Raw genomic sequence first — 21,463 nt, 5'->3', positions numbered from 1 at the left:
TCTCCGGACAGCTCGGGCATCTCCGAGCGATCGAACGCCCAGAAACAGGCCGTCCCGTGTCACCACCTCGGCGAGCACGTTGTCAGGCACGACGGCATACCGATCCAGGTAGGCAGCAATCTCCTTGAAGTTGTCCCGGCTCACCACGACGCACCTCCCGCCCGGTTGGCTTCGCGCTCCATCCGGCGCTTGGCGATCACCTCGGCGAGGTCGATGCAGCCGCCCGACGCCGTGACCTCGGCAATCAGCTCGTTCAGGGCGGCGGCGGGGATGACATAGCGAGTGCGGATGCGGACTGCGGGGAAGGCGTCGTCCCGGATGGCGCGATACAGCGTCACCGGGTTGACGCGCAGGATGCGCGCCACTTTCCTGACTGTGTAGAACGTCGGTCCGACGTTCTGGTTGGTATCCATGAGTAAACCCTTTGATCGAAGACTAATTTAATCCATGAAAACGGGATGATTTAATCCCGCGATGGCGCAAAAGGGCCGAATGTGTCCACGCTGGCGCGGAGAGTGGGCCCCGGAATCGCGAGCCGCGCTAGTCTCGGCGTCGAGGCGGAGCGCGGAGGGATACGTGTCGGAAGACTGGGCGGCAGTCGCAAGAGCGATCAATCAGCGCATGGCCGAGCTCGGTCTCAGCCAGCGCGAGCTCATTGCGCGCTCGCAGGTCTCCAAGGCCACGGTTCGCGAAATCCAGCACAACACGGCGCAACGACGTCGAAGTGACCGCACGCTTGAGGCGCTGTCCCTCGCGCTTGACCTGCATGCCGGGCATCTCGCTGCGGTTTTGGCTGGCCGACGGCCGCCTGAGCTGGGCGAACCCGTGCTCCGGGGTGATGACGACATCTCGGGCCGACTGGCGGTGATCGAGCATCAGTTGCGTGAGATCACCGATCGGCTTCGCGGGATGAGCGAGCTGAACGAACGGCTCGACGAAATCAACGCTAGTGTCGAAACGGTGCTCAAGCACGTTTCCAACGACCGCGAAATACGTCGCCGCTGAGGGGATCGGATGACTGTTTTCCATGCATCACAGTCAACGCCGAATGCGCGCCTCAAACGATGCATAACCACTGCAGGAGCAGTGCACAAGCAGTGCATCAACGGTGCACTTTGCGAGTTCTGGGGGTACCGCCCGTGGAGTTCGTGAACAACTGGACGGGGCAAACCGCGTGCGCGCTCCAGGCGGCGTTCCGCATGAGCAATGACGCGTTCGCTGAACATCTCGGCGTCGCTGTGCGCACGGTTGCGGCCTGGCATTCGAAGCCGGGCGTCACGCCGCGCGCGGAGATACAGGACGCTCTCGATACCGCGCTAAGCCGAGCATCAGAACTGGTCAAGGCGCGCTTCGCGCGGTATGTCGAGCCGGTGGACAGCCCGGCCGTCACGGGCTCGGAGGGTGCGCAGGCCCTTCGCGTCGCGGTAGCTGTCGTTGTCAACGACGATGACGTCCTTGTTGTATGCCGACGCGGGGAGGACGGGGCAGGGATCTCGTGGCAGTTCCCGGCCGGCATGGTGAAGCCCGGGGTTGCGCCTGAGACCGTGGCTGTGCGGGAGACCCTCGGTGAGACGGGCGTTCACTGTGCGGTCAAGCGCACGCTCGGCAGTCGACTGCATCCGGTACTCATGTTTTCTGCGACTACGTTCTATGCGAGTACCTGACAGGGGAGGCGCAGAACATGGACGTTGTCGAGAATGTTAGCGTGGTTTGGATCGAGAAGTCGAAATTGACGCGATTCATCCCAGCTCAGCAGATTTTTCCGCCGATATTGGAAGCCTTGGAGGTCTCGGAGTGACTTCGGACGAAGTGCGGCCGCCGATCGCGGCCGCCGTCATCGTGCAGGACGGCAAGGTCTTGCTCGTCAAGCGCCGCGTTAAGGAGGGCAGCCTGTCGTGGCAGTTCCCGGCCGGCGAGGTCGAGCCCGGTGAGACTGGTAGCCAGGCGGCGGTCCGTGAGACGCAGGAGGAGACCGGGCTGACGGTGGCCGACGTGAAGGTGCTCGGCGAGCGCGTCCACCCGAACACGGGGCGAACGATGATCTACGTGGCGTGCCAGGTTGTCGACGGCTCCGCTTCGGTGGTGGACGACGAAGAGCTTGTCGAATTCGCTTGGTCTAGTCTGGGGCAGATTGCAGACTACGTTCCATATCCTTTTTATGGCCCAGTGCAAGAGTATTTGAACGAATCCTTGTCAAGCTGACTTGCAAGGATTGTTTTCTTGGCGAGTCTTACTTCTGGAAGATGAGACGGTCCCGTGATCGAATTTCTGTCGCGGTTAAATTGGGGTAACGTTCCCGCCTGGGCGGGTGCGTTATCGCTCATTCTTGCCTTTCGCATATTCTTGCGCGATAGAAAGAATTCCGATCGGCGACATGTCGACCAGTTGGGAATCTGGTTTACGTCCGAGTATAAGCCGGTTGCACCGTGGCGCGTTGACCCCGTTGAGGACGTTCGAGTGGTCGCACATGTTAGAAACGCGAGCGAGACTCCGATCGAGGTTGCAAAACTGGCTTACGAAGTGAGTACCGAATGGAGTGTTGCAGATCGAACTCAGTGGACTCCGCCGACCGAATATGAAGAGTTCGAAGGGCCGGGGGTATGGACGCCTGAACCTGGCCTTAATCCCGCCAAGCTCTTTCCTGGTGACTTCGTAGTTCCGCCGGGTGAAACTTTGGATATTCCCGTTGTATTGAGTGTTCGAAATATGGTCCCCGTCGATGCATTGCAACTTTCTTTTTTTGGCGGCGTTAAGTGTCGAACCTTGTGGGTGCTTGCTATAGATAACTCAGGTCGTCGATGGCGCCTAAATCCTAGCCAGGGATTGGCGCGTCCGATTGGGAGGCTTACGCGCAGACGCGACTTCTATCCCAAGGGTTGGGGTCACGACGTCACGATCGTGTCTGCGCGGGAACTGTTCCTAAAATCATGGTTCGGTTCAGATCGCTGAGAAGGCGTTCGCAGGATTAGCTGCGGTGACCTCCTTTGCTGCACTCGTCAAGATGTGGGTCTAGGAAGGCACGAGTCGCTCCATGGTCTTGAGTGCTCCTGCCTCTACACTTTGATGGATGAGCGACAAGTTCAGAACGATCATTGACCTCCTGGATGCCTTCTTCGGGGCTTCTTGGACTCCTGAAAGCGTCAGTAGGCTCACGGCGGACGAGCTTGATGCTCTTGCTGTAGATGTAGATGATTTCTATGCCGGTTATCAGCCCTCTGTCGCTAAGCCAGAGCTTCTTAGGTGCTTTCGGCGGAGAGCACTTATGGGGCAGGATTTCAGCATTCCTCCGAAGATGAGAACCGGGTGCAGATCAGGGAAGCGCTAATTCGCCTTCATGTTTTGGCGCCAGCCATTCGGCAGGGCTGGGTAATTCCTGTTCCACATTTGCGTATATGGAAGTCTAAGCAGGAATCTCTGCGTGCGCAGATGAGGCGAGATGTGGTGAATCTAGATCTGCTGCAAGTACTAACGTCCGATTTTGAGATTCCTCCGGCTCAATCCGACAACATACGCGGATTAAGTGTCATGCCCGGTGGCGGAGTTGTGCCACAGGATCACGCGCGCTCGGTGATTGAAAGTCCAATGATCTACTTTAATAGCGTGCTGGCGGTTGCGGGCGCAACTGAATCGCGGTTCTTGCCTACCGCAGATTCCGATCTTATGTTGCTACGGCAACGCGTGACCGATGCCGGAAAACTAAATAGGCAGATCCGTGACAGTCTCGCCGTCGGCAGTTTGAAACGAGTACTCGTTCCGGTATTCGATGAGGCTACGTTTGAGACTATCTGCAGCATTAGAGCTTCGGAAGATTCATTCAATGATTGGCGTGACGGTGTCCGCGAACTTGCTGATGGGGGGTATCCGATACCAGCGAACGAAATGCAAGAATATGAGAGCATCATGGATGAGCGCCTCGCTCAACATGTATTGAAGATTGAATCTTCTATCGAAAAAACCGCGAGCCTGCGAGGAAAGATAAATGCGGTCCGACCGAGCAAGCTCGATATTGGCCTTGCGGCAGCTGTATGGCTACTGCCTCCTCAGGCCTCGATATCGAAGCTTGGCGCTGGAGTCTTGGCTCCGGTACTCAAGGCCGCGTTGAATTCTTTCACGACATCACGCGGATCAGCAAATTCGGTTGTCATGAAGCTTCAAAAGAGATCATAAGCTTGTTGAGGCGAGCCGAGTGAGGATCAATCAGATGCGAGCAGTGAAGGTTGGTGCGCGCTGGCTGTTTTATGGGCGGTGGTCGGCACGGCTGCGCTGTCATTGCTGCACGGATCGTGCTGGCAGTGCGCTTAGCCCTGACTTGGCTCAAGATCGCTGATCTTGGGTAGGGTGCTGGCTGTTGAGCTGCGGTTTCGTCGTGTGAACGGCGAAAATCTGCGCACTAAGCGGCCGGTTCTAGGGGTCTGCCCATCGCTTCCCGGTTACGGCTTCAGCGACAAGCCGGCTGCGCCGGGGTGGGGGATCGAGCGGATATCCGACGCGTGGTGCGAGCTGATGGCCCGGCTCGGCTACCGGCGGTTCGGCGCCCAGGGCAGCGACTGGGGCACCAGCATCGCCACGAGCATCGGTCAACGGCAACCCGATCGGGTCGCGGCATCCATCTCATGCCGCCGCTCGCACCGCCCGATCCGGCCACGTTGGACGACCTCACCGGTGCCGAGCGGGCGGCGCTCGCGACACTGCGGGAGGCGGACGAATGGGGCTCCGGATACTCGGCGCAGCAGTCGACCCGGCCGCAGACGGTCGGCTACGGGCTGGTCGACTCGCCGGCCGCCCTCTGCGCCTGGATCGTCGAGAAGTTCTGGTCGTGGACCGGCTCCGGTGGCGACCTGCATCGGGTTATTACCCGGGATGAGCTGCTCGACAACCTGATGCTCTACTGGCTGCCCGGCACCGGTGCCTCATCCGCCCGGCTGTACTGGGAAAGCCTCCGGCAGGTCAACGAATGGATCTCCGGGTCGGCCGGCGCGCCGGTGACCGTACCCACCGGCTGTTCGGTCTTCCCCAAGGAGCTGCAGCGCCCGTCTCGGCGGTGGGCGGAGCGCCGGTTCCCGAACATCCGGTACTGGAACGAGCCCGGCAAGGGCGGCCACTTCGCGGCGTTCGAGCAGCCGGCGTTGTTCGTCGACGAGGTCCGGTCATTCTTCCGGCTGGTTCGCTGATGGTCACCCGTACTCGGTAAGCGGCTGGCTAAAGATCAACAAGTGCCCATCGGGTGTCCGTACGTTGAAGTCGCGCATCCCGTAGGGCCGGTCAGCCAGTGGCTCGACGATGTCGGCGCCGCGGGCGCGCAGCTCGTCGTGGCAGGAATCGACGTCGTCGACGACAACCGTCACCCTGGCCGGGCCGACGCTGCTTTCGGCGTACAGGTGGAACTCGGCGGTGTCGCGGATCACGGCCGCGTAGCTAGGTGGGGTCTCCCAGGTGAATATGGTGTCGAATCCGAGCGCGTCCGTGAAGTACGACCGCGCTGCCTGCACATCTCGGCACGGCAGCACGGGAACCGCCACCCGCATGACCATTCCGTTACCTTACCTGACTTTGGCTCAAGATCGCTGATCTTGGGTAGGGTGCTGGCTGTTGAGCTGCGGTTTCGTCGTGTAAACGGCGAAAATTTGCGCACTAAGCGGCCGGTTCTAGGCTGTCTCTCGTGGCGTATGTGCGCACGGTGAAGACGGCGTCGGGGGCCAGGGCGGTGCAGATCGTGCACTCCTCGCGTCGCGGGTCGCGGGACATCGAGCACATCGGCTCGGCGCATGACGATGCGGCGTTGGAGGCGCTCAAGGCGGTGGCGAGGCAGCGTCTGGCCGTGGGGCAGCCCGAGCTCGACTTTGGCCCGGACTTCGCGGCGTTGCAGGCCGGCAGTGGTGCTGGTGGTGGGCCGCTTGCGATCACGTCGTCGCGGATGGGGTACCTGTGGGACGCGCTCGGCCACGCCTACCAGCTGTTGGGGTTCGAGGAGGCCGCTGGTGGTGACGAGGTGTTCCGATTACTGGTGCTGGCACGGATCGTCGAGCCGACCAGCAAGCTGGACAGTCTGCGGGTGGTCGAGGAGGCAGGTTTCGACCCGCCGGCGTACGCGACCCTCAAGCGGCGTCTGCCCGCGTTCGCGAAAGAGTCCTGGCGGCAGAAGTTGGCCGCGGCGTGCGCCCGCACCGCTGATCTGGGGCCGGCGTCACTGGTTCTCTACGATGTGTCCACCTTGTACTTCGAGACCGATGCCGGGGACGGGTTCCGTGAGCCCGGGTTCTCCAAAGAACGCCGCCTGGAGCCGCAGATCACGATCGGGCTGCTCACCGACGCAAGCGGGTTTCCGTTGATGGTTAACGCGTTCGAGGGCAACCGGGGCGAGACCACTACGATGCTGCCGACCATCCGTGCGTTCATGGATGCCCACCAGCTGGCTGATGTCACGGTCGTGGTCGACGCTGGCATGATCTCTGCGGCCAACCAGCAGGCCATCGAGGCCGCGGGGTTGTCGTTCATCCTCGGCGCGCGGATACCCGACGTGCCGTACGTGGTCCAGGCGTGGCGCCACGAGCACCCGGATGAGCAGATCCCCGACGGGCACATCTTCACCCAGCCCTGGCCTGCGGGCCCCAAGGACCAGCGCCGCGACCAGATCATCTACTACCAGTACCGGGCGGACCGGGCTCGGCGCACCCTGCACGGCATCGACGAACAGGTCGCCAAGGCCGAGCAGGCCGTCGCCGGCAAGACCGCGGTCAAACGCAACCGGTTCATCCAGCTCACCGGCGCCACCAAGAGTGTCAACCGGACCCTGGAAGCCAAGGCACGCGCCCTTGCCGGCCTCAAAGGCTACGTCACCAACCTCCCGGACGTCACCGCCGAGTTCGTGATCGACGCCTACCACCGACTGTTCCACATCGAGAAGTCGTTCCGAATGTCTAAACACGACCTACGTGCGCGGCCGATCTACCACCACAAGCGCGAGTCGATCGACGCGCACCTGACGGTCGTGTTCGCCGCCCTGGCCGTCAGCAGGTGGATCGAGCAGACCACCGGCTGGTCGATCAAGAAGTTCGTGCGCACCACCCGCCGCTACCGCACCATCAACATCCAGGCCGGCGAGCACACCCTCACCGCCGTCGACCCGCTACCCGACGACCTCCGCGATGCCCTCACCAGCATCCACGACCGCGGTGCGCACTAATTTGAGCCAAGTCAGGTTTTATGGGCGGTGGTCGGCACGGCTGCGCTGTCATTGCTGCACGGATCGTGCTGGCAGTGCGCTTAGCGGGTGCCGGCGACGGACGCCGGCATGAACTAGAAACGTTCGGCTGCCTGGTGGGCGCCGGGTGGTCATGGGCTCTGGTCGGCGCCTTCAGGCCGGTGGGACGCGAGACGTGACTCGATGCGGTACAAGCCTGGTCGCCATTTATGCGAACGCAGAGTGACGGTGGTCGACTCGGGCTCGCAGGACGGAATCGTGGCAGCATGGGCACTGTCGTGTAGCTATCCGTGTTGCGAACTGTCGCAGCAAGGGGGCTGAGCAGTAACTGTGAGGCGCTTCTGAGCTGGGGGAAGACCAGGTAGCAACCATAGTGACCAACATCACAGACACTCGTAATGAATAGGTCAGGGGTTCGATTCCCCTAGGCGGCTCGCAGGTCAGCGGTACCCCCGGCCGGGTTCGGGGGTACCGCATGGACCCATTTGTGGACCGGGCGCGCGTACGACCCGGCCCATGGCCACCTCATCCAAGCCCAGGCGGCGCTCTCGCGGCATGATCGAGACCCTGCCCAGCGGGTCACTGCGGGTGAGGATCAAGGCCGGTATCGATCCGGTAACCAAGAAGGAACATCACCTGACCGAGGTAGTTCCCGCCGGACCGGACGCGGCTGTCGAGGCCGAGAAGGTTCGGACGAAGCTCCTCAACCAGCTCGACGAGCGGCGCGCTTCGAAAACCCGCGCGACGGTCAATCAGCTCTTGGACAAGCACTTCGAGTTGCTCAAGGTCGAACCGAAGACGATCGAGGGGTACGAGTCGGTCACCCGGAACCACATTCGTCCGCTGCTTGGTGAACAGCAGCTGGGCAAGATCGACGGGCACATCCTGGACTCCTTCTATTCGGTGCTCCGAACCTGCCGCGCGTACTGCGGAGGTCGCAAGTTCGTGGAGCACCGCAAGCAAGGCGAACACCAGTGCACTGACAAATGTCGACCTCACGTGTGCAAGGGGCTCGGTGACGGGTCTCTCCGTAAAATCCAGGCGGTGCTCTCCGGTGCCGGTAAGCGCGCGAAGCGCTGGGGTTGGATCGGCGTCAACTCGTTCGACCTGGCCGAGCCACTTCCGGGCGCTCCGTCGAACCCGCAACCGCCGAGTGTGGAGCAGGCCGCGCGGATCGCCACCGAAGCATGGCGGGACCTCGACTGGGGAATGCTGGGAGAAGGAGACCAAGTCGTATCAGCAGCGCCGCATCCCGCTCGACGAGCGCACGGTTGCGTTGCTGCGCTCCTACCGCGAGCACTGCGCGGAGCGCGCCGGGCTGAAAGCCATGCCGGCTGCCGCACGGCTCTTCTCGCTCAAGCCGGACGGCAGTACGTGGCTCAAGCCTGACTCGGTGAGCCGGCGGTACGCCCGGATGTGCGAGCGTCTTGGCTGGGACATGAACATTCACCAGCTCAGGCACTACTCGGCAACCGAGCTGATCGCGGCAGGCACCGACATTCGAACGGTCGCCGGACGCCTTGGCCACGGCGGAGGCGGTACGACGACCCTGCGCGTCTACAGCGCGTGGGTTGCCGAAGCCGACGACCGCGCGTCCGGCACCCTCGCCGGGCGGCTGCCCGATCTGCCCGTCGCACTCAGCGCGGAAGGCAAGCTCACCCCGGTCGCGCCGGTTGCCGCGCCCGAGGGCGAGAGTCCTTACAAGCGCATCGCAAAGGATCTTCAGGGAGCGATCGTGTCCGGCGTGCTCGCGCCCGGCCAGCAGCTTCCTACCGTCGTTGATTTGGCGAAGCGGTACGAAGTGTCGTTTGGGACGGCTCAGCGCGCCATAGCGCAACTCAGGGCGGCTGGGCTGGTGAGCGTGAGCCGAGGCAAGCGCGCCGTGGTCACCGACCCGGCCGCCGTTGCCGACGCCGAACCGGCAAAGGTGGTCGGCCTGCACGAGCGTCGCCGGAAGTAGTCCCACTTGCGAGTGTCACTGCGAGCTTCGACGCTGGACCCTCTGCCTTGGAGTAGTTCGAGGAGCTGGATGGCGTGTTTGCGCCCGGCTTCGTCCGCGCGGAATGACCAGAGAACGATGATCAATTGTGTCACGTACCGGACGGCCAAGGCCGTCCCCACGAGCCCGCTCATCGCTGTCGCCACAACTTCGCTGGTCACGGTGCAATGGTGAACGTCGGCCTTGTGCTCGCGCCATAACTGGCGCAAAAACGGGGTCTTTTTTCGGCCGATCTTTCGCAGTCGCGCAGCGGTGACGGTTCCGCGCAGCTCAGCGGCTGTAGAGCAGTCGCCCATGTGGCGCGTGCGGCCGGCGCGCTCGCCGGAGGGCTGGCTGACTTGCCCGTTGCGCTTACACCGACGGAAAGGCCAAGAACAAAATAGAGAATCGTCTGACCCAAGATGAACGACTCCACCTGGCTGGCAATTGCACTCTATCGCCGGCCGCGGCCGCGAAGCACCGGAAAGGACCGGCAACCGACCAGAAGTGCCCGTTTTCCTTGCCGACTTGCCCGTCCGGGACTTCGTCACGTGCCACTACTTCGGTGTTCATCCCGCTCAAATGAGCATGCGAGCCGGAGTGGCCGGGCCGAGCCCGGCACCGAGGACGCCGACCGCCTGGCTCCCGCCGCCGTCCTCGGCACCCGGCAGGTCACGTGCGCTGAAGGGCGCCTTCATCGCACGTGGTGACAAAAGGGCCCTTCAACAACGCTCAAGGCTGTTCGGGCGCCGCATCGTCGGCTGGTGGGGCGTAGATGCGCGTGGGCCGCAGCCGGCCGATCAGTCTGTGCGCGCCGGGTTCGGGCGGCGGGGTCGCGCCGCCCATGTACAAGTCGAACATCTCCTGGTGGAAGGCGCCGTCCGGGTCGTCGGTCAGTTCGACGACGCCGGAGATGGCGGCGTAGGTGAACTCCACTCCGTCCGCGACCAGGCCGTGGACCAGCAGGCTTACCCGCGGATCCCGCTGCATGTTGAGGGTCTTGCGGCGGCCCGCGATCGTGCTGAACAGCACGTCGTCGCCGTCGGGCTTCACGAAGATCACCGAGGCCTGGGGTGAGCCGTCCGGGTTGGTGGTCGAGAGAACCGCCAGGTGGGGCCCGGAGAGAATCCGGGTGGCGACCTGCCGCGCCGCCGCGCGTGGACGGCCGCTCAGCAAAGGGTCGAAGAAGGTGTTATCGGTCATACACATGTTGACTCGGCCGCCGCCACCGAAGAGTCGGCCGGACCGCGATTTCTTTTCGGCGGGAGGGCGAGTCAGCATGCGGTGTGGCCATGCGTGGCGCGAAGACCGACCAGTTCGACGCGGCGACCGCGCCTTCCGGAGGGAGCTGTTCGCCCACTGCTACCGGATGACCGGCTCGATCGGCGATGCCGAAGACCTCGTCCAGGAGACCTATCTGCGGGCCTGGCGGGCTTTCGACCGCTTCGAGCGGCGGTCGTCGGTGTGCACCTGGATGTACCGGACCGCCTGGTCGTCGACGAGCTGCCCGATCCCGCCGAGGTCGTGGCCGCCCGCCATCGCGTTCGCCTCGTCCTGGTGGCGATGTTTCAATTGCTGCCGCCGCGCCAGCGGGCCGCCGTGATCCTGGCGAGCAGCCTGGCGCAGCGTTACGTAGACCCGCGTCAGCGTGGTCCAGAGGCGTTTGTTGGCTTCAGCGAGCGAGCGAGTGACGGCCGACGTCGGCCGATTTTGGGCGCGCACCAGCCACGGTGGTTTTGCTCATCATGGAAAAGTCCTTCGGAGAGTAAACCGCAGCTTTAGGACGCGCTGCCCAGGTCGAGGACCTGGGCGCCCGTCTCGGACTCCAGCCTGGATATCCGGACCTCCCGAGGAGGCGGTTGTATGCCACATGGCGCAGCGACGGAACGATGACGTACAGCGCCTGTGTCCACCTTAGTACTACAGCAGCACTTCGTGATGGCCGTATCGGCGGTACAGTACCCACCAGATAGGTGCCCTCTCCCAGGACTGATCGTGTCTTCGCAACCACCATCATCCCAGGCCAGAGCGGCACCTATCGCCATCTCAGCAGCGTGTCACAGCCTTACTCGCGGATACGGGTCAGAGGTAGTCGGTGTTGGGTTCAAGACCGCAGAGATAGCGCCCGTACAACTCCGCGTTGGTGTCCGGGTGGATGAACGCGTGCAGGTTGATCGCCTGAATATCGCGCTGGATCCGTTGAATCGGCACGTTGCGATAGATCGACGAGCCGCCGCTCGCGGCCGCGAACAGGTCGACGGTCTCCTTCGCCAGCCTGGCGGCCATGCCGAGGTCGGCCCGCGAGGTGACCTTGTCCTCGAGAGTCCACTCCGAATCCTCGATTGCCTTGGTGTCCACCAGGGCGGCGAGGCGGTGCACGTGGAATTCGGTCTCGTCGATCTTCATCGCCGCCTCGGCCACCTGCAGGTGAGTCAGCGGAGCCTCTCGCTGGCTCGGGTAGGTGGTGTAGGTGATCCTTCGATCAAGTCGGTCGAAGAACACCTCGCGCGCCGCCCGCGCCAGCCCGAGCACGGTCCCGACCGGAGACACCGAGGCGACCGGAAGCATCGGCGCGCGATAAATCGGCGAGCGCGCGCTCGCCCGCGCGGGGAGCTGCCCGTTGAGCACCTCGTCCAGCAACAGAACCCGTTCGGCGGGCACGAAAACGTCCTCGGCGACCGTGCTGACACTGCCCGATCCGGCGAGGCCCGAGGTGAACCAGTCGTCCACGATCCGCAGCTCCTTGGTGGGAACCAGGGCCATGATCGTGGTGGGTTGCCCGTCGTCGCTTGGCAGCAGCGCGGTGACCTCTTGCCAGTGCGCGTGCGGGGCGCCGGTGACGAAGCTCCACTTGCCGTTGACGAGGAAACCGCCGGCCGCGCGCGCCGCGGTCCCGGTCGGGGCCAGCGTCCCGCACATCCGCACATGAGGCGTGGAGAAGATCTCCTGCTGAACCGCTTCCGGGAACAGCACGGTCATCCAGCTCGGAATCCAGTAGGTCGACGCGGTCCACGCGGTGGCCCCATCGCCGCGCGCCAGCTCGGTGGCCACCTCGACCATCGTCCGCGCGTCGCATTCGTATCCGCCGTACAGCGCGGGCACCCGCATCTGGAAGATCCCGGCCTCGGCCATCGCCTCGATCGACTCGTCATGGATGCGGCGATGCTCTTCCGACCACGGCGCGTTCTTCCGCAGCAGCGGCACCAATTCCGAGGTCCGGCGGACCAACTGTTCTCTGGTCGGGATAGCACCGGTCAACACGAGTTCCTCCCGGGGTCCGATGACTGGTCGCCAGCCGACGGTCCCACCGGTCATCGGGCCGGTGCGTCTTCCGACTTGCTGTCGCGGAACAGTTCGCGGGCGACGATGGCCCGCTGCACTTCGGTCGCGCCTTCGTAGATGCGCGGCGCCCGCACTTCCCGATACAGGTGTTCGAGCAGATGCCCCCGGCGCAGCGCGGTGGCGCGCCATGGATCTGTACCGAGGAATCCACCACGAACTGGGCGGTCTCTGTGGCCATCAACTTGGCCATCGCGCCCGCGGGGATACTCGGCTCCCCCGCGTCATAGGCGTGTGATTTGGTGAGGCGGAATTTAAGCGACGCGCTTCAACTTCGTCGCTGTTCCAAGGTGTGCGCGTGCGTCTCGATGTTGATCCGGCAACTGCGCAACGTGAGTGGCCAAGGGGTTGGTCCCTTCGTCGTGTAGAGGATGTGACAGAAGGACCAATGGGCAAGCTTGTTCTTGATGTCCCCGTGGACGACACGCTGGAGGACGACCTTGGTGACAAGAGTTGAGGGCGGGTCCGCCAGGGCTGAGCGGAAGACGCTGAACGCGTCGCGACGCAGCGGCGGCCGCGATCGAACCGTGGATGCTTGACCGCGCCTGGTGCGCGCCGGCGTATTCGGCAACCTGCTGTTCAACGCCGCAACTACCGCCCCCGTCGACATCCGGCAACATGAGGCAGCTCGGAGAATTGCTGGTAGCGGCGGTGCCGCTACGGACCGGTGGCACCTTTCGATCCGGGTGGGCGCGAGAGGGGAGGGGTTGGGCGGGCCGACCGGCGCAAGGCTGGCCGTGCTCTAGCCGGTCACGTTCCGTAACGCTCCGACACGCCGGGCGGTGCGACACGCCGATCGGATGGGGCCTGACTCGTCTCGTGGGTGTCCAAGTGGGTGTCTAGGACGCCTGGTCGATGGGTGGAGAAAGTTCCGCAGGTTCACCCGTCACGGGGAAAGCTTCCCGCGCCGACCAGCCGGAGGGGATGTTGGCGGTGGAGCGGGTTGTAGCCGTGATCGGCACTCAGCAGTGGTCGACCTGGTTGCGGATGTCCGGCGGCGGTGTACATCCACGCGTCGGACACCCCTCCCACATAGCACTCGCTGTGGAGCCGATGTTCTGGCCGGCGGGCGGGGGGAGCGGACCCTAGCGGTCCCGTTCGGCGAGCAGTTCCATGCCGCCGGGGCCGAGGCGTAGCACCGACGGGACCAGCTCCGTTGTCTCGTACGGTGAACCGAGCACCTGCTCCCGGATCGTCGCCGCCAAGCCGGATTCCGCCCTGGCGATGTACATCTCGTCCGGGCAGGGCAGGCCCACCAGCAGTTCGCCCGCGCCGAGGTGCTGGGTCAGCTGGGCGTACAGGTCGGGCAGGGCGAGCGCGGACGCCGCCATCAGGTTCTCCCTGGCGACCGAGACCAGCGTGTCCTCGCCCGAACGGCGGACTTCGAACTTCAGGCCTCGCGCCAAGCTCTGGTAGCCGACGCCGAACAGGTCCTCGAGTGGTGGCGTGCCCATCTGCTCGTGCTGGTGCCGGGTGATGTGCTGCATCCCGATCTTGCCCTGCGGGGTCCGCGACACCACCGCGAGCGCGACCGACAACCGGCCCGGCACCAGAGGCTGGTGCGGGAGTGCGTCGAGCAGGCCGGCGCGCGGTGAGGACGTACTCCACAACACCGGCAGCACTTCCTCCTGCCGGGCTTCTTGAGTTTCGGCCATCACGGCGCGCGCTTCGGCGAAGGCGCGCTCCCACTCGCCGGGGGCGGGCCGGGCGAAACTGTAGGTGCACTCGGCTTTGCGGAAGTGCTTGGCCATGAACTTCCGGTCGGCCGCGGAAGGCTGCCATTCGCTGTAGACGGCCGAAACCGCGGACCCGCGTACCTTGTGCTGCTGCCGGATGTTCGCCCACGCCTGTTCGACGGCGTCCTCGGCCTGCGTCGGTGCGCTCGCCATCACCGGCTCGTCGAATCCCTTGAGGCGGAAGACGACGAGGTTCCGCGACACGTCGTCGTTCACGGGATCTCCAGGAACGCGGGGGATCTCGGCACCCCGCCTGTCTATCACATCCGCGACCCGGCAAACCGGCGTTCGGAACCACCCGTCCGAGATCGGCGAAGGGCCCCCGGCGACAAGCCGGGGGCCCTTCGCGCGGCTGGGGGTTACTGGGGCGGGGTCAGCTTCACCACCGTGGCTTTCGCGTCGCCTCGGGGGGTTCGGTAGGTGATCTGGTCGCCGGCCTTGGCGCCGACCAGGGCCAGGCCCAGCGGGCTGTCCGAGGTGATCGCGTCGGCGTCCTCGCCCGGGACCGTCACCACCTGGAACGTCTCTTCGTCTCCGTCGGCGAAGCGCAGGGAGACGACCGTGCCGTCCGGGAGCTGCGCGTTGCCGTAGCCGCCGTGTTCCATCTTCGCGGCCAGGTCGGCGATCTGGCGGTCCAGCCGGGCGGCTGCTTCCGCCCGGTCGATCACGTCCGCCTGGTCCGCCGCGTCACCGGTGCGTTCCTGCTCGCCGGGTTGCGGCGCGAGGGCTTCCCGCTGCGCGCGCAAGTTCGCGATTTCCTTCTCCAGCTGGCTGCGCGCAGCCGGGCTGAGCCCCTTGTCCCCTGAGATCACCATGCCGGGCATTGTCCGCTGCGCGGACCGGGGTGGCCAATCCGGTTTTTCACCCGAAAGCCACCCACAGGACGTCTGCCCTAGGATTTCGGGTTCGGCGTCCAGGAGAAGGTAACGAGAATCACCGTGAGCGCAGTCCCCGGTCGCAGCGAGCGGCTCTCACCCAACCAGCTGGCCAAGCAGGAACAGATCGTCGAAGCCGCCCGCGTCGTCCTCGCCCGCGACGGGCTCGCGGGGTGCACCGTCCGCGCCATCGCCGACGCCGGCCCGCTCACCAAGAGCGCGGTCCACTACTACTTCGCCGACATCGACGTCCTCATCGACCGGGCGATGGCCGCCCACATCACCGCCTTCGCCGCGGGCCTGCGCGAGGTCGCCGCGAAGCACGACGAACCCCGCGAGCGGCTCTTCGCCGTCCTCGAGGAGTACCTGAGCGTCTTCGCCGCGAACCCGAACGCCGCCTTCCTCTGGTTCGAGTACTGGATCGCCGCCGGACGGGCGCAGCACCCGCAGGCCATCGACGTCATGCTCACGTCGCTCACCGAACTGCTCGCCGAGCTGCTCGGCCCGCTCGACGTCGACGACCCGCGGGCGCGGGCCCGCGCGCTGCTGTCGTACCTGCTGGGCACCGTCGTCCAGCAGCGGGTGCGCCCGCGGCCGTTCGCCACGCTGCGTGCCGACATCGAGGCGCTCTGTTTCGCCGACTACGGCTAGAAACGCCCAATAGATCCGTACTGCTACGGCTTGTGTGTTCCGTCCGGCTCCGGCCAAGGTCGAAGGACCCCCGAGAGCAGGAGACGTGATGCGCACACGAACGTGCATGGCGGCGGCCGCGGCCGTCCTCTTGGTGCTCACCGCCGGCGGCCAGGCCGGGGCCGCCCAGCCCGGCGGACCGCAGGTGTACGAGGTGACCGGCACGGGCACCGCCCAGCAGCGCACCGAGGTGGCGAGGACCGGCGCGGACATCCTCGACGCCGAAGGCGCGACGACCACGGTGATCGCCAACCCGGCCGAAGCGGCCCAGCTGCGCGCGCTCGGCTTCGGCGTCAAGGCGCTCGGTGCGGTGAACCGGCCGCAGGGCACCGCGACCGTCGAGGACTTCCCGGCCGGCTACACCGGCTACCACACCTACGCGGAGACGCAGACCGAACTGCAGAAGGCCGTCGCGAACTACCCGTCGCTGACGAAACTCGGCAGTGCCGGCACGTCGTACGAAGGCCGTGCCCTGTCGTTGATCAAGATCAGTGACAACGCCGGCACCGACGAGAACGAGCCCGAGGTCCTCTTCACCTGCAACCAGCACGCGCGCGAGCACCTCACCACCGAGATGTGCCTGCACATCGTGCAGCGGCTGACCAGCGGGTACGCGACGGATCCCGCGATCAAGCGGCTCGTCGACAGCACCGAGATCTGGGTGATCCCGAGCGTCAACCCGGACGGCTCCGAGTACGACATCTCCGGCGGTACCTTCCACAGCTGGCGCAAGAACCGCCAGGGCCCCGGCACCGACCCCAACCGGAACTGGGGCTACAAGTGGGGCTGCTGCGGCGGTTCCTCGGGCTCGACGTCCAGCGAGACCTACCGCGGCACGGCGGCGTTCTCCGCGCCCGAGACCCGCGCCGTCTCGAACTGGGTGAACTCGCGGGTGGCCGGCGGCGTCCAGCAGATCAAGACGCACATCGACTTCCACACCTACTCCGAGCTGGTGCTCTGGCCGTTCGGCTACACCTACGCCGACACCGCGCCCGGCTTGACCGCCGCCGAGGCGCAGAAGTTCCAGACGCTCGGCAAGCAGATGGCCGCGACCAACGGCTACACGCCCGAGCAGTCCAGCGATCTCTACATCACCGACGGCAGCGTCAACGACTGGATGTGGGCGCAGCACAAGATCTGGAGCTTCACCTTCGAGATGTACCCGAAGGGCAGCAGCCCGGGCTTCTACCCGCGGGACACCCAGATCGGGCCGCAGACGACCCGCAACGACCAGGCCGTCGACATCCTGATCAACGCCGCGATCACCGGTTGACCCCCAGCAACCGGCGCGGCTCGCGAACGGCCGCCTTCCCCGTTGGACCGGGGAAGGCGGCCGGCGCGGTTTAGGGTGCGGGCATGCCTCTGTTCTCGTTCGAAGGGCTCAGCCCGCAGGTCCACCCGGACGCCTGGATCGCCCCCACCGCCACCCTCATCGGCGACGTCGTCGTCGAGAAGGACGCCTCGGTCTGGTTCGGCGCGGTGATCCGGGCCGACTTCGGCCGGATCGTCATCCGCGAGGGCGCGAACATCCAGGACAACTCGGTGATCCACGTCAACGACGGCGTCTGCGAGGTCGGCAAGAACGTCACGGTGGGTCACCAGTGCCTGGTGCACGACTGCACGATCGGGGAGCAGGCGCTGATCGGCAACGGCTCGACGGTGCTCGACAAGGCGAAGATCGGCGCGCGGACGCTGGTCGCGGCGGGGGCGACGGTCACGCCGGCGACGGAGGTGCCGCCGGAGGTGATCGCGATGGGCAGCCCGGCGAAGAAGTTCGTGCCGCTGACCGACTCGGCGCGGATGTGGGTCGAGCACAACGCGGCGATCTACCAGGAGCTGGCGCGCCGGCACCGGGCGGGCACAAAACCGGTTTGACCCTCCAGTAGCTGGAGACTCTAGCTTCGGGGCATGGCTCCGAAGAAACTCACCCACCAGGTCACCCTGGAACTCACCGCGGGCAACGCCCCGGTCGTCGACCTCGGCAAGATGCTGGGCCAGACCGGGGTCAACCTCGTCGAAATCAAGAAGGCCTACGACGCGGCGACGGCGGCCCAGCGCGGCGACATCGTCCCGGTGGTCGTCTCGGTGTTCGAGGACCGCTCGTTCGCGCTCCGGCTCAAGACGCCGCCGACGTCGTTCCTCATCAAGAAAGCGTTGGGGGAAAAGGGGTCTTCGCGGCCGGGGCACGAGGTCGCGGGCAAGCTGACCGAGGCTCAGCTGCGCGAGATCGCCGAGCGCAAGCTGCCGGACCTGAACACCTCCGACGTCGACGCGGCGATGCGCACGATCGCGGGCACGGCTCGCTCGATGGGGGTGGTGGTCGTGGGTTGAGTGCACCGATGTCCGAGCGGAGTGGACTAGGCTCTTCCCCGCAGCAGCGACTGGCGCCATCGAGGTGGAGCACCACCGGGAAGCGACGACGAGGCCGGCACCGCGCGCCTGGGTGAAGGCCACTCCAGAGCCGGAGTACGCCATGACACACCAGCCGAAACTGAACGCACTCGCCGCCGCCGATCCCGCCATCGCCGGGCTCGTCGAGGACGAAGCCCAGCGTCAGCACGACAAGATCCGCCTGATCGCGTCGGAAAACTACGTCTCGCAGGCCGTGCTCGAAGCGACCGGCACCGTGCTCACCAACAAGTACTCCGAGGGGTACGCGGGCAAGCGCTACTACGAGGGCCAGCAGTTCATCGACCAGGTCGAGCGGCTCGCCATCGACCGGGCGAAGGCCGTGTTCGGCGCCGACCACGCGAACGTCCAGCCGTATTCGGGGTCGCCGGCCAACCTGGCCGTGTACCTCGCCTTCGCGCAGCCCGGCGACACCGTGCTCGGCATGGCGCTGCCGGACGGCGGTCACCTCACGCACGGCTGGAGCGTGTCCGCCACCGGCAAGTGGTTCACGCCGGTGCGGTACGGCGTCGCCAAGGAGACCGGCCGCGTCGACCTCGACCAGGTGCGCGATCTTGCGCGCCGGCACCGGCCGAAGCTGATCTTCGCCGGTGGCACGGCGATCCCGCGCACGATCGACTTCCCCGCGTTCGCCGAGATCGCCGCCGAGGTGGACGCGGTGCTCGTCGCCGACATCGCGCACATCGCCGGGCTGGTCGCGGGCGGCGCGCACCCGTCGCCGGTCGGGCACGCGCAGGTGATCACGACGACCACGCACAAGACGTTGCGCGGCCCGCGTGGCGCGATGATCCTTTCCGACGCCGAGCACGCGAAGGCCGTCGACAAGGCGGTGTTCCCCGGCCTGCAGGGCGGCCCGCACAACCACACGACCGCGGCGATCGCCGTCGCCCTCGGTGAGGCGCAGCGCCCGGAGTTCGGCGACTACGCGCACACGATCGTCGCGAACGCCCGCTCGCTGGCCGACGCGCTGCTCGCCTGCGGCTACGACCTCGTGTCCGGCGGCACCGACAACCACCTGCTGCTGATCGACCTGACGAACAAGGGAGTCGCGGGCAAGCCGGCCGCGCAGGCCCTCGACCGTGCGGGCATCGAGCTGAACTACAACACGGTGCCGTTCGACCCGCGTAAGCCGTTCGACCCGTCCGGCATCCGGCTCGGCACGTCCGCGATCACCACCCGCGGCCTCCGGCCGGAGCACCAGGTCCAGGTGGCGGAGTGGATCGACCGCACGATCACCGCGGCGGCCGCCGACGACGAGGCCGTGCTGGACACGATCGCCGCGGAGATCCGCGAGTTCCTGACGCCGTTCCCCATCCCGGGCTACTCCGCCTGACCCCGAGTTCGTGAAGGCCACCTTGAGGAACTTGTAGTTCCTGAAGGTGGCCTTCACGGCTTTCGGGGCCGGGAGACGGGGGTCACAGAATAATTGGTTGCTCGATACAAGCTTCTGGGGAATAGTTGGTCGAAGCAAGTAGTTGAGCTGTACAAGCAACTGCGAAGACTTCGAGGGAGACCACCATGAGCGACACCACCACGGCGGAAGGAGCAGCCGCTACGAACGGCAAACTGACTCACCGCCAGATCCTGACCGTGCTGTCCGGGCTGATGCTCGGCATGTTCCTCGCCGCGCTCGACCAGACCATCGTGTCGTCGTCGATGCGCACCATCGCCGACGAGCTCCATGGCCTGTCCCTGCAGGCCTGGGCCACCACGGCGTACCTGATCACCGCGACGCTCTCGACGCCGCTGTACGGCAAGCTGTCCGACCTCTACGGCCGCAAACCCATGTACCTGACGGCGATCTCGCTGTTCCTGGTCGGCTCACTGGCCAGCGGCATGGCGACGTCGATGTACGAGCTCGCCGCGTTCCGCGCCTTCCAGGGCCTCGGTGCCGGTGGCCTGATGTCCCTCGCGCTGGCGATCATCACCGACATCACCGCGCCGCGTGAGCGCAGCAAGTACCAGGGCTACTTCATGGCGGTGTTCGGCATCTCGAGCGTGGCCGGCCCGGTCGTCGGCGGGTTCTTCGCGGGCATCGACACCTTCGCCGGCATCACCGGCTGGCGCTGGGTCTTCCTGGTCAACGTCCCGATCGCGCTGGCCGCGCTGGTCGTCGTCACCAAGGTGCTGAACCTGCCGCACACCCGCGTGGACCAGAAGGTCGACTACTGGGGTGCCGTGGCGCTGGCCACCGGTCTGGTGCCGCTGCTGATCGTCGCCGAGCAGGGCCGCGAGTGGGGCTGGGGTTCCGCCGCTTCGATCGCGATGTACGTCGTCGGCGCGCTGGGCGTGACCGCCTTCGTGTGGATCGAACGCCGGATGGGCGACGCCGCCCTGCTGCCGCTGCGCCTGTTCAAGCGGCCGGTGTTCCGGATGTCGACGATCGTCACGGTCGTGCAGGGCGCCGGGATGTTCGGCGCGATGATGTCGCTGCCGCTGTACCTGCAGATCGTCAAGGGCGCGACGCCGACCCAGGCGGGCCTGCAGATGCTCCCGCTGACGCTCGGCATCATGATTGCGAGCCTGGGGAGCGGCGTGGTGATCTCCAAGACCGGGCGCTACAAGATGTTCGCGGTGGCCGGGATCGGCCTGATGGCGGCGGCGCTGTTCGGGCTGTCGACGATCACCGTCGACACCTCGCTGGCCTTGGTCATGGTGATCGCCTTCGTGATCGGCCTCGGCCTCGGCCTCGGCGCCTCGATGCAGACGCTGGTGCTGGCCGCGACCAACGACGTCCGCCCGCAGGACATCGGCGTCGCCACCTCGGCGGCGACGTTCTTCCGGCAGATCGGCGGCACGGCGGGCACCGCGGTGTTCCTGTCGATCCTGTTCGGCACGGTCGGCGACCGGATCGCGAACGCCATCCGCTCGGCGATGACCACGCCGGCCTACGGCGGCGCTGGCGCAGCACCCGGAGTTCGCGAAGCAGATGCAGAGCGGCCTCGACGTCAACGACACGTCGTTCCTGTCGACGCTCGACCCGACGCTGGCCCGGCCGATCCTGCAGGGCTTCGCCGAGTCGATGAGCACGGTGTTCCTGGTCGGCGGGATCGTGCTGACCGTCGGCTTCGCGCTGGTGTGGTTCCTCAAGGAGAAGCCGCTGTCGGACAAGTCGGCGATGGAGCAGCGCGCCGACGCCGAAGCGGACGCCGCTCCGGCCCTCGCCCTGGCCCACTGACCTGCTGAAAAGCCGTGAATGGCACATTGACGGACTTCAAGTCCCTCAATGTGCCAT

22 protein-coding genes and 3 pseudogenes are annotated in these 21,463 nt (G+C 65.6%); 18 read left to right on the top strand and 7 right to left on the bottom strand.

Going from position 1 to position 21,463, the window contains the following annotated elements:
• Positions 1-140: 140 nt before the first annotated feature.
• Positions 141-413 (bottom strand): helix-turn-helix domain-containing protein, encoded by a 273-nt coding sequence (locus A3CE_RS0120485; RefSeq protein WP_020641981.1) that lies wholly within the window; start codon positions 411-413, stop codon positions 141-143.
• 163 nt (positions 414-576) lie between these two features.
• On the opposite strand from A3CE_RS0120485, the gene A3CE_RS0120480 reads away from it, so the two are divergent.
• The 8 genes and pseudogenes from A3CE_RS0120480 (at position 577) to A3CE_RS51430 (ending at position 5,171) form a co-directional block, all read left to right on the top strand.
• Positions 577-1,005: a hypothetical protein gene (locus A3CE_RS0120480; RefSeq protein ID WP_043790957.1), complete on the top strand. Its 429-nt coding sequence runs from the start codon at positions 577-579 to the stop codon at positions 1,003-1,005.
• Between the two features lie 134 nt (positions 1,006-1,139).
• Entirely contained in the window at positions 1,140-1,664 is a 525-nt protein-coding gene (locus tag A3CE_RS51435; protein WP_211231857.1) for an NUDIX hydrolase, read from the top strand.
• A 130-nt stretch (positions 1,665-1,794) separates the two neighbouring features.
• Positions 1,795-2,202, top strand: a complete 408-nt coding sequence (locus A3CE_RS0120470) for an NUDIX hydrolase (RefSeq protein WP_020641979.1) — start codon at positions 1,795-1,797, stop codon at positions 2,200-2,202.
• A 54-nt stretch (positions 2,203-2,256) separates the two neighbouring features.
• Entirely contained in the window at positions 2,257-2,949 is a 693-nt protein-coding gene (locus A3CE_RS56635; protein WP_125592358.1) for a hypothetical protein, read from the top strand.
• A 118-nt stretch (positions 2,950-3,067) separates the two neighbouring features.
• Positions 3,068-3,325 (top strand): hypothetical protein, encoded by a 258-nt coding sequence (locus tag A3CE_RS56630; RefSeq protein WP_125592360.1) that lies wholly within the window; start codon positions 3,068-3,070, stop codon positions 3,323-3,325.
• Positions 3,304-4,167, top strand: coding sequence for a hypothetical protein (locus A3CE_RS56625; protein ID WP_125592362.1), 864 nt, complete (start codon positions 3,304-3,306; stop codon positions 4,165-4,167). Before A3CE_RS56630 ends, A3CE_RS56625 begins: the two co-directional genes overlap by 22 nt.
• Positions 4,168-4,338: 171 nt before the next feature.
• A pseudogene (locus A3CE_RS58685) lies at positions 4,339-4,557 on the top strand (alpha/beta fold hydrolase); the annotation flags it as partial.
• Positions 4,558-4,613: 56 nt separating this feature from the next.
• On the top strand, positions 4,614-5,171 hold the full coding sequence (locus tag A3CE_RS51430) for an alpha/beta fold hydrolase (RefSeq protein ID WP_020641978.1): 558 nt from the start codon (positions 4,614-4,616) through the stop codon (positions 5,169-5,171).
• A gap of 3 nt (positions 5,172-5,174) precedes the next feature.
• Here the strand turns inward: A3CE_RS51430 and A3CE_RS0120460 are convergent, their stop codons facing one another.
• Entirely contained in the window at positions 5,175-5,531 is a 357-nt protein-coding gene (locus A3CE_RS0120460) for a VOC family protein (protein ID WP_020641977.1), read from the bottom strand.
• 128 nt (positions 5,532-5,659) lie between these two features.
• Here A3CE_RS0120460 and A3CE_RS0120455 point away from each other — a divergent pair, with 128 nt between their 5' ends.
• The 3 genes from A3CE_RS0120455 (at position 5,660) to A3CE_RS58675 (ending at position 9,161) form a co-directional block, all read left to right on the top strand.
• On the top strand, positions 5,660-7,183 hold the full coding sequence (locus A3CE_RS0120455; protein ID WP_043790955.1) for an IS1634 family transposase: 1,524 nt from the start codon (positions 5,660-5,662) through the stop codon (positions 7,181-7,183).
• A gap of 573 nt (positions 7,184-7,756) precedes the next feature.
• Positions 7,757-8,590, top strand: a complete 834-nt coding sequence (locus tag A3CE_RS58680; RefSeq protein ID WP_245589561.1) for an N-terminal phage integrase SAM-like domain-containing protein — start codon at positions 7,757-7,759, stop codon at positions 8,588-8,590.
• A complete protein-coding gene (locus A3CE_RS58675) occupies positions 8,478-9,161 on the top strand; it encodes a GntR family transcriptional regulator (RefSeq protein ID WP_245589560.1) in 684 nt (227 codons plus the stop codon). The genes A3CE_RS58680 and A3CE_RS58675 overlap by 113 nt, the downstream gene beginning before the upstream one ends.
• A gap of 750 nt (positions 9,162-9,911) precedes the next feature.
• Here the strand turns inward: A3CE_RS58675 and A3CE_RS0120440 are convergent.
• On the bottom strand, positions 9,912-10,382 hold the full coding sequence (locus A3CE_RS0120440; protein ID WP_020641972.1) for a PPOX class F420-dependent oxidoreductase: 471 nt from the start codon (positions 10,380-10,382) through the stop codon (positions 9,912-9,914).
• Positions 10,383-10,386: 4 nt separating this feature from the next.
• Between A3CE_RS0120440 and A3CE_RS59610 the strand changes: the two genes are divergently transcribed.
• Complete coding sequence (locus tag A3CE_RS59610) at positions 10,387-10,782, top strand: sigma factor (RefSeq protein ID WP_342668221.1); 396 nt, start codon at positions 10,387-10,389, stop codon at positions 10,780-10,782.
• A 479-nt stretch (positions 10,783-11,261) separates the two neighbouring features.
• Here A3CE_RS59610 and A3CE_RS0120430 read toward each other — a convergent pair whose 3' ends face one another.
• The 4 genes and pseudogenes from A3CE_RS0120430 to A3CE_RS0120415 all read right to left on the bottom strand — a co-directional run bounded on the left by A3CE_RS0120430 (position 11,262) and on the right by A3CE_RS0120415 (position 15,069).
• Positions 11,262-12,440, bottom strand: coding sequence for an acyl-CoA dehydrogenase family protein (locus A3CE_RS0120430; RefSeq protein ID WP_043790954.1), 1,179 nt, complete (start codon positions 12,438-12,440; stop codon positions 11,262-11,264).
• A 50-nt stretch (positions 12,441-12,490) separates the two neighbouring features.
• Positions 12,491-12,750 (bottom strand): annotated as a pseudogene (locus tag A3CE_RS55295) (acyl-CoA dehydrogenase family protein); the annotation flags it as partial.
• An 853-nt stretch (positions 12,751-13,603) separates the two neighbouring features.
• A complete protein-coding gene (locus A3CE_RS0120420) occupies positions 13,604-14,470 on the bottom strand; it encodes a hypothetical protein (RefSeq protein WP_020641968.1) in 867 nt (288 codons plus the stop codon).
• Positions 14,471-14,613: 143 nt separating this feature from the next.
• On the bottom strand, positions 14,614-15,069 hold the full coding sequence (locus tag A3CE_RS0120415; RefSeq protein WP_020641967.1) for a GreA/GreB family elongation factor: 456 nt from the start codon (positions 15,067-15,069) through the stop codon (positions 14,614-14,616).
• A gap of 123 nt (positions 15,070-15,192) precedes the next feature.
• Here A3CE_RS0120415 and A3CE_RS0120410 point away from each other — a divergent pair, with 123 nt between their 5' ends.
• The 6 genes and pseudogenes from A3CE_RS0120410 (at position 15,193) to A3CE_RS51420 (ending at position 21,406) form a co-directional block, all read left to right on the top strand.
• Positions 15,193-15,780, top strand: a complete 588-nt coding sequence (locus A3CE_RS0120410; RefSeq protein WP_020641966.1) for a TetR/AcrR family transcriptional regulator — start codon at positions 15,193-15,195, stop codon at positions 15,778-15,780.
• A 106-nt stretch (positions 15,781-15,886) separates the two neighbouring features.
• On the top strand, positions 15,887-17,092 hold the full coding sequence (locus A3CE_RS0120405; RefSeq protein ID WP_020641965.1) for a M14 family metallopeptidase: 1,206 nt from the start codon (positions 15,887-15,889) through the stop codon (positions 17,090-17,092).
• Between the two features lie 83 nt (positions 17,093-17,175).
• Complete coding sequence (locus A3CE_RS0120400) at positions 17,176-17,694, top strand: gamma carbonic anhydrase family protein (protein ID WP_020641964.1); 519 nt, start codon at positions 17,176-17,178, stop codon at positions 17,692-17,694.
• A gap of 33 nt (positions 17,695-17,727) precedes the next feature.
• Positions 17,728-18,150, top strand: a complete 423-nt coding sequence (rplK, locus tag A3CE_RS0120395; RefSeq protein WP_020641963.1) for a 50S ribosomal protein L11 — start codon at positions 17,728-17,730, stop codon at positions 18,148-18,150.
• 142 nt (positions 18,151-18,292) lie between these two features.
• Positions 18,293-19,561 carry a serine hydroxymethyltransferase gene (locus tag A3CE_RS0120390; RefSeq protein WP_020641962.1) on the top strand — a complete coding sequence of 423 codons (1,269 nt, stop codon included), beginning with the start codon at positions 18,293-18,295 and terminating at the stop codon, positions 19,559-19,561.
• Between the two features lie 185 nt (positions 19,562-19,746).
• A pseudogene (locus A3CE_RS51420) lies at positions 19,747-21,406 on the top strand (MDR family MFS transporter).
• Positions 21,407-21,463 lie beyond the last annotated feature (57 nt).

It is taken from the genome of Amycolatopsis balhimycina FH 1894, assembly GCF_000384295.1.
Classification (GTDB): Bacteria; Actinomycetota; Actinomycetes; order Mycobacteriales; family Pseudonocardiaceae; genus Amycolatopsis; species Amycolatopsis balhimycina.
This window is presented reverse-complemented; position numbering and strand designations above follow the sequence as displayed.

Bases quoted from the DNA above. Each gene is read 5' to 3' on its own strand.
- rplK (WP_020641963.1), top strand. From the start codon at position 17,728: ATGGCTCCGAAGAAACTCACCCACCAGGTCACCCTGGAACTCACCGCG.
- A3CE_RS51430 (WP_020641978.1), top strand. From the start codon at position 4,614: ATGCCGCCGCTCGCACCGCCCGATCCGGCCACGTTGGACGACCTCACC.
- A3CE_RS58680 (WP_245589561.1), top strand. From the start codon at position 7,757: ATGATCGAGACCCTGCCCAGCGGGTCACTGCGGGTGAGGATCAAGGCC.
- A3CE_RS59610 (WP_342668221.1), top strand. From the start codon at position 10,387: ATGTTGACTCGGCCGCCGCCACCGAAGAGTCGGCCGGACCGCGATTTC.
- A3CE_RS56630 (WP_125592360.1), top strand. From the start codon at position 3,068: ATGAGCGACAAGTTCAGAACGATCATTGACCTCCTGGATGCCTTCTTC.
- A3CE_RS0120485 (WP_020641981.1), bottom strand. From the start codon at position 413: ATGGATACCAACCAGAACGTCGGACCGACGTTCTACACAGTCAGGAAA.
- A3CE_RS0120390 (WP_020641962.1), top strand. From the start codon at position 18,293: ATGACACACCAGCCGAAACTGAACGCACTCGCCGCCGCCGATCCCGCC.
- A3CE_RS0120415 (WP_020641967.1), bottom strand. From the start codon at position 15,069: ATGGTGATCTCAGGGGACAAGGGGCTCAGCCCGGCTGCGCGCAGCCAG.
- A3CE_RS0120440 (WP_020641972.1), bottom strand. From the start codon at position 10,382: ATGACCGATAACACCTTCTTCGACCCTTTGCTGAGCGGCCGTCCACGC.
- A3CE_RS0120405 (WP_020641965.1), top strand. From the start codon at position 15,887: ATGGCGGCGGCCGCGGCCGTCCTCTTGGTGCTCACCGCCGGCGGCCAG.
- A3CE_RS0120400 (WP_020641964.1), top strand. From the start codon at position 17,176: ATGCCTCTGTTCTCGTTCGAAGGGCTCAGCCCGCAGGTCCACCCGGAC.
- A3CE_RS0120460 (WP_020641977.1), bottom strand. From the start codon at position 5,531: ATGGTCATGCGGGTGGCGGTTCCCGTGCTGCCGTGCCGAGATGTGCAG.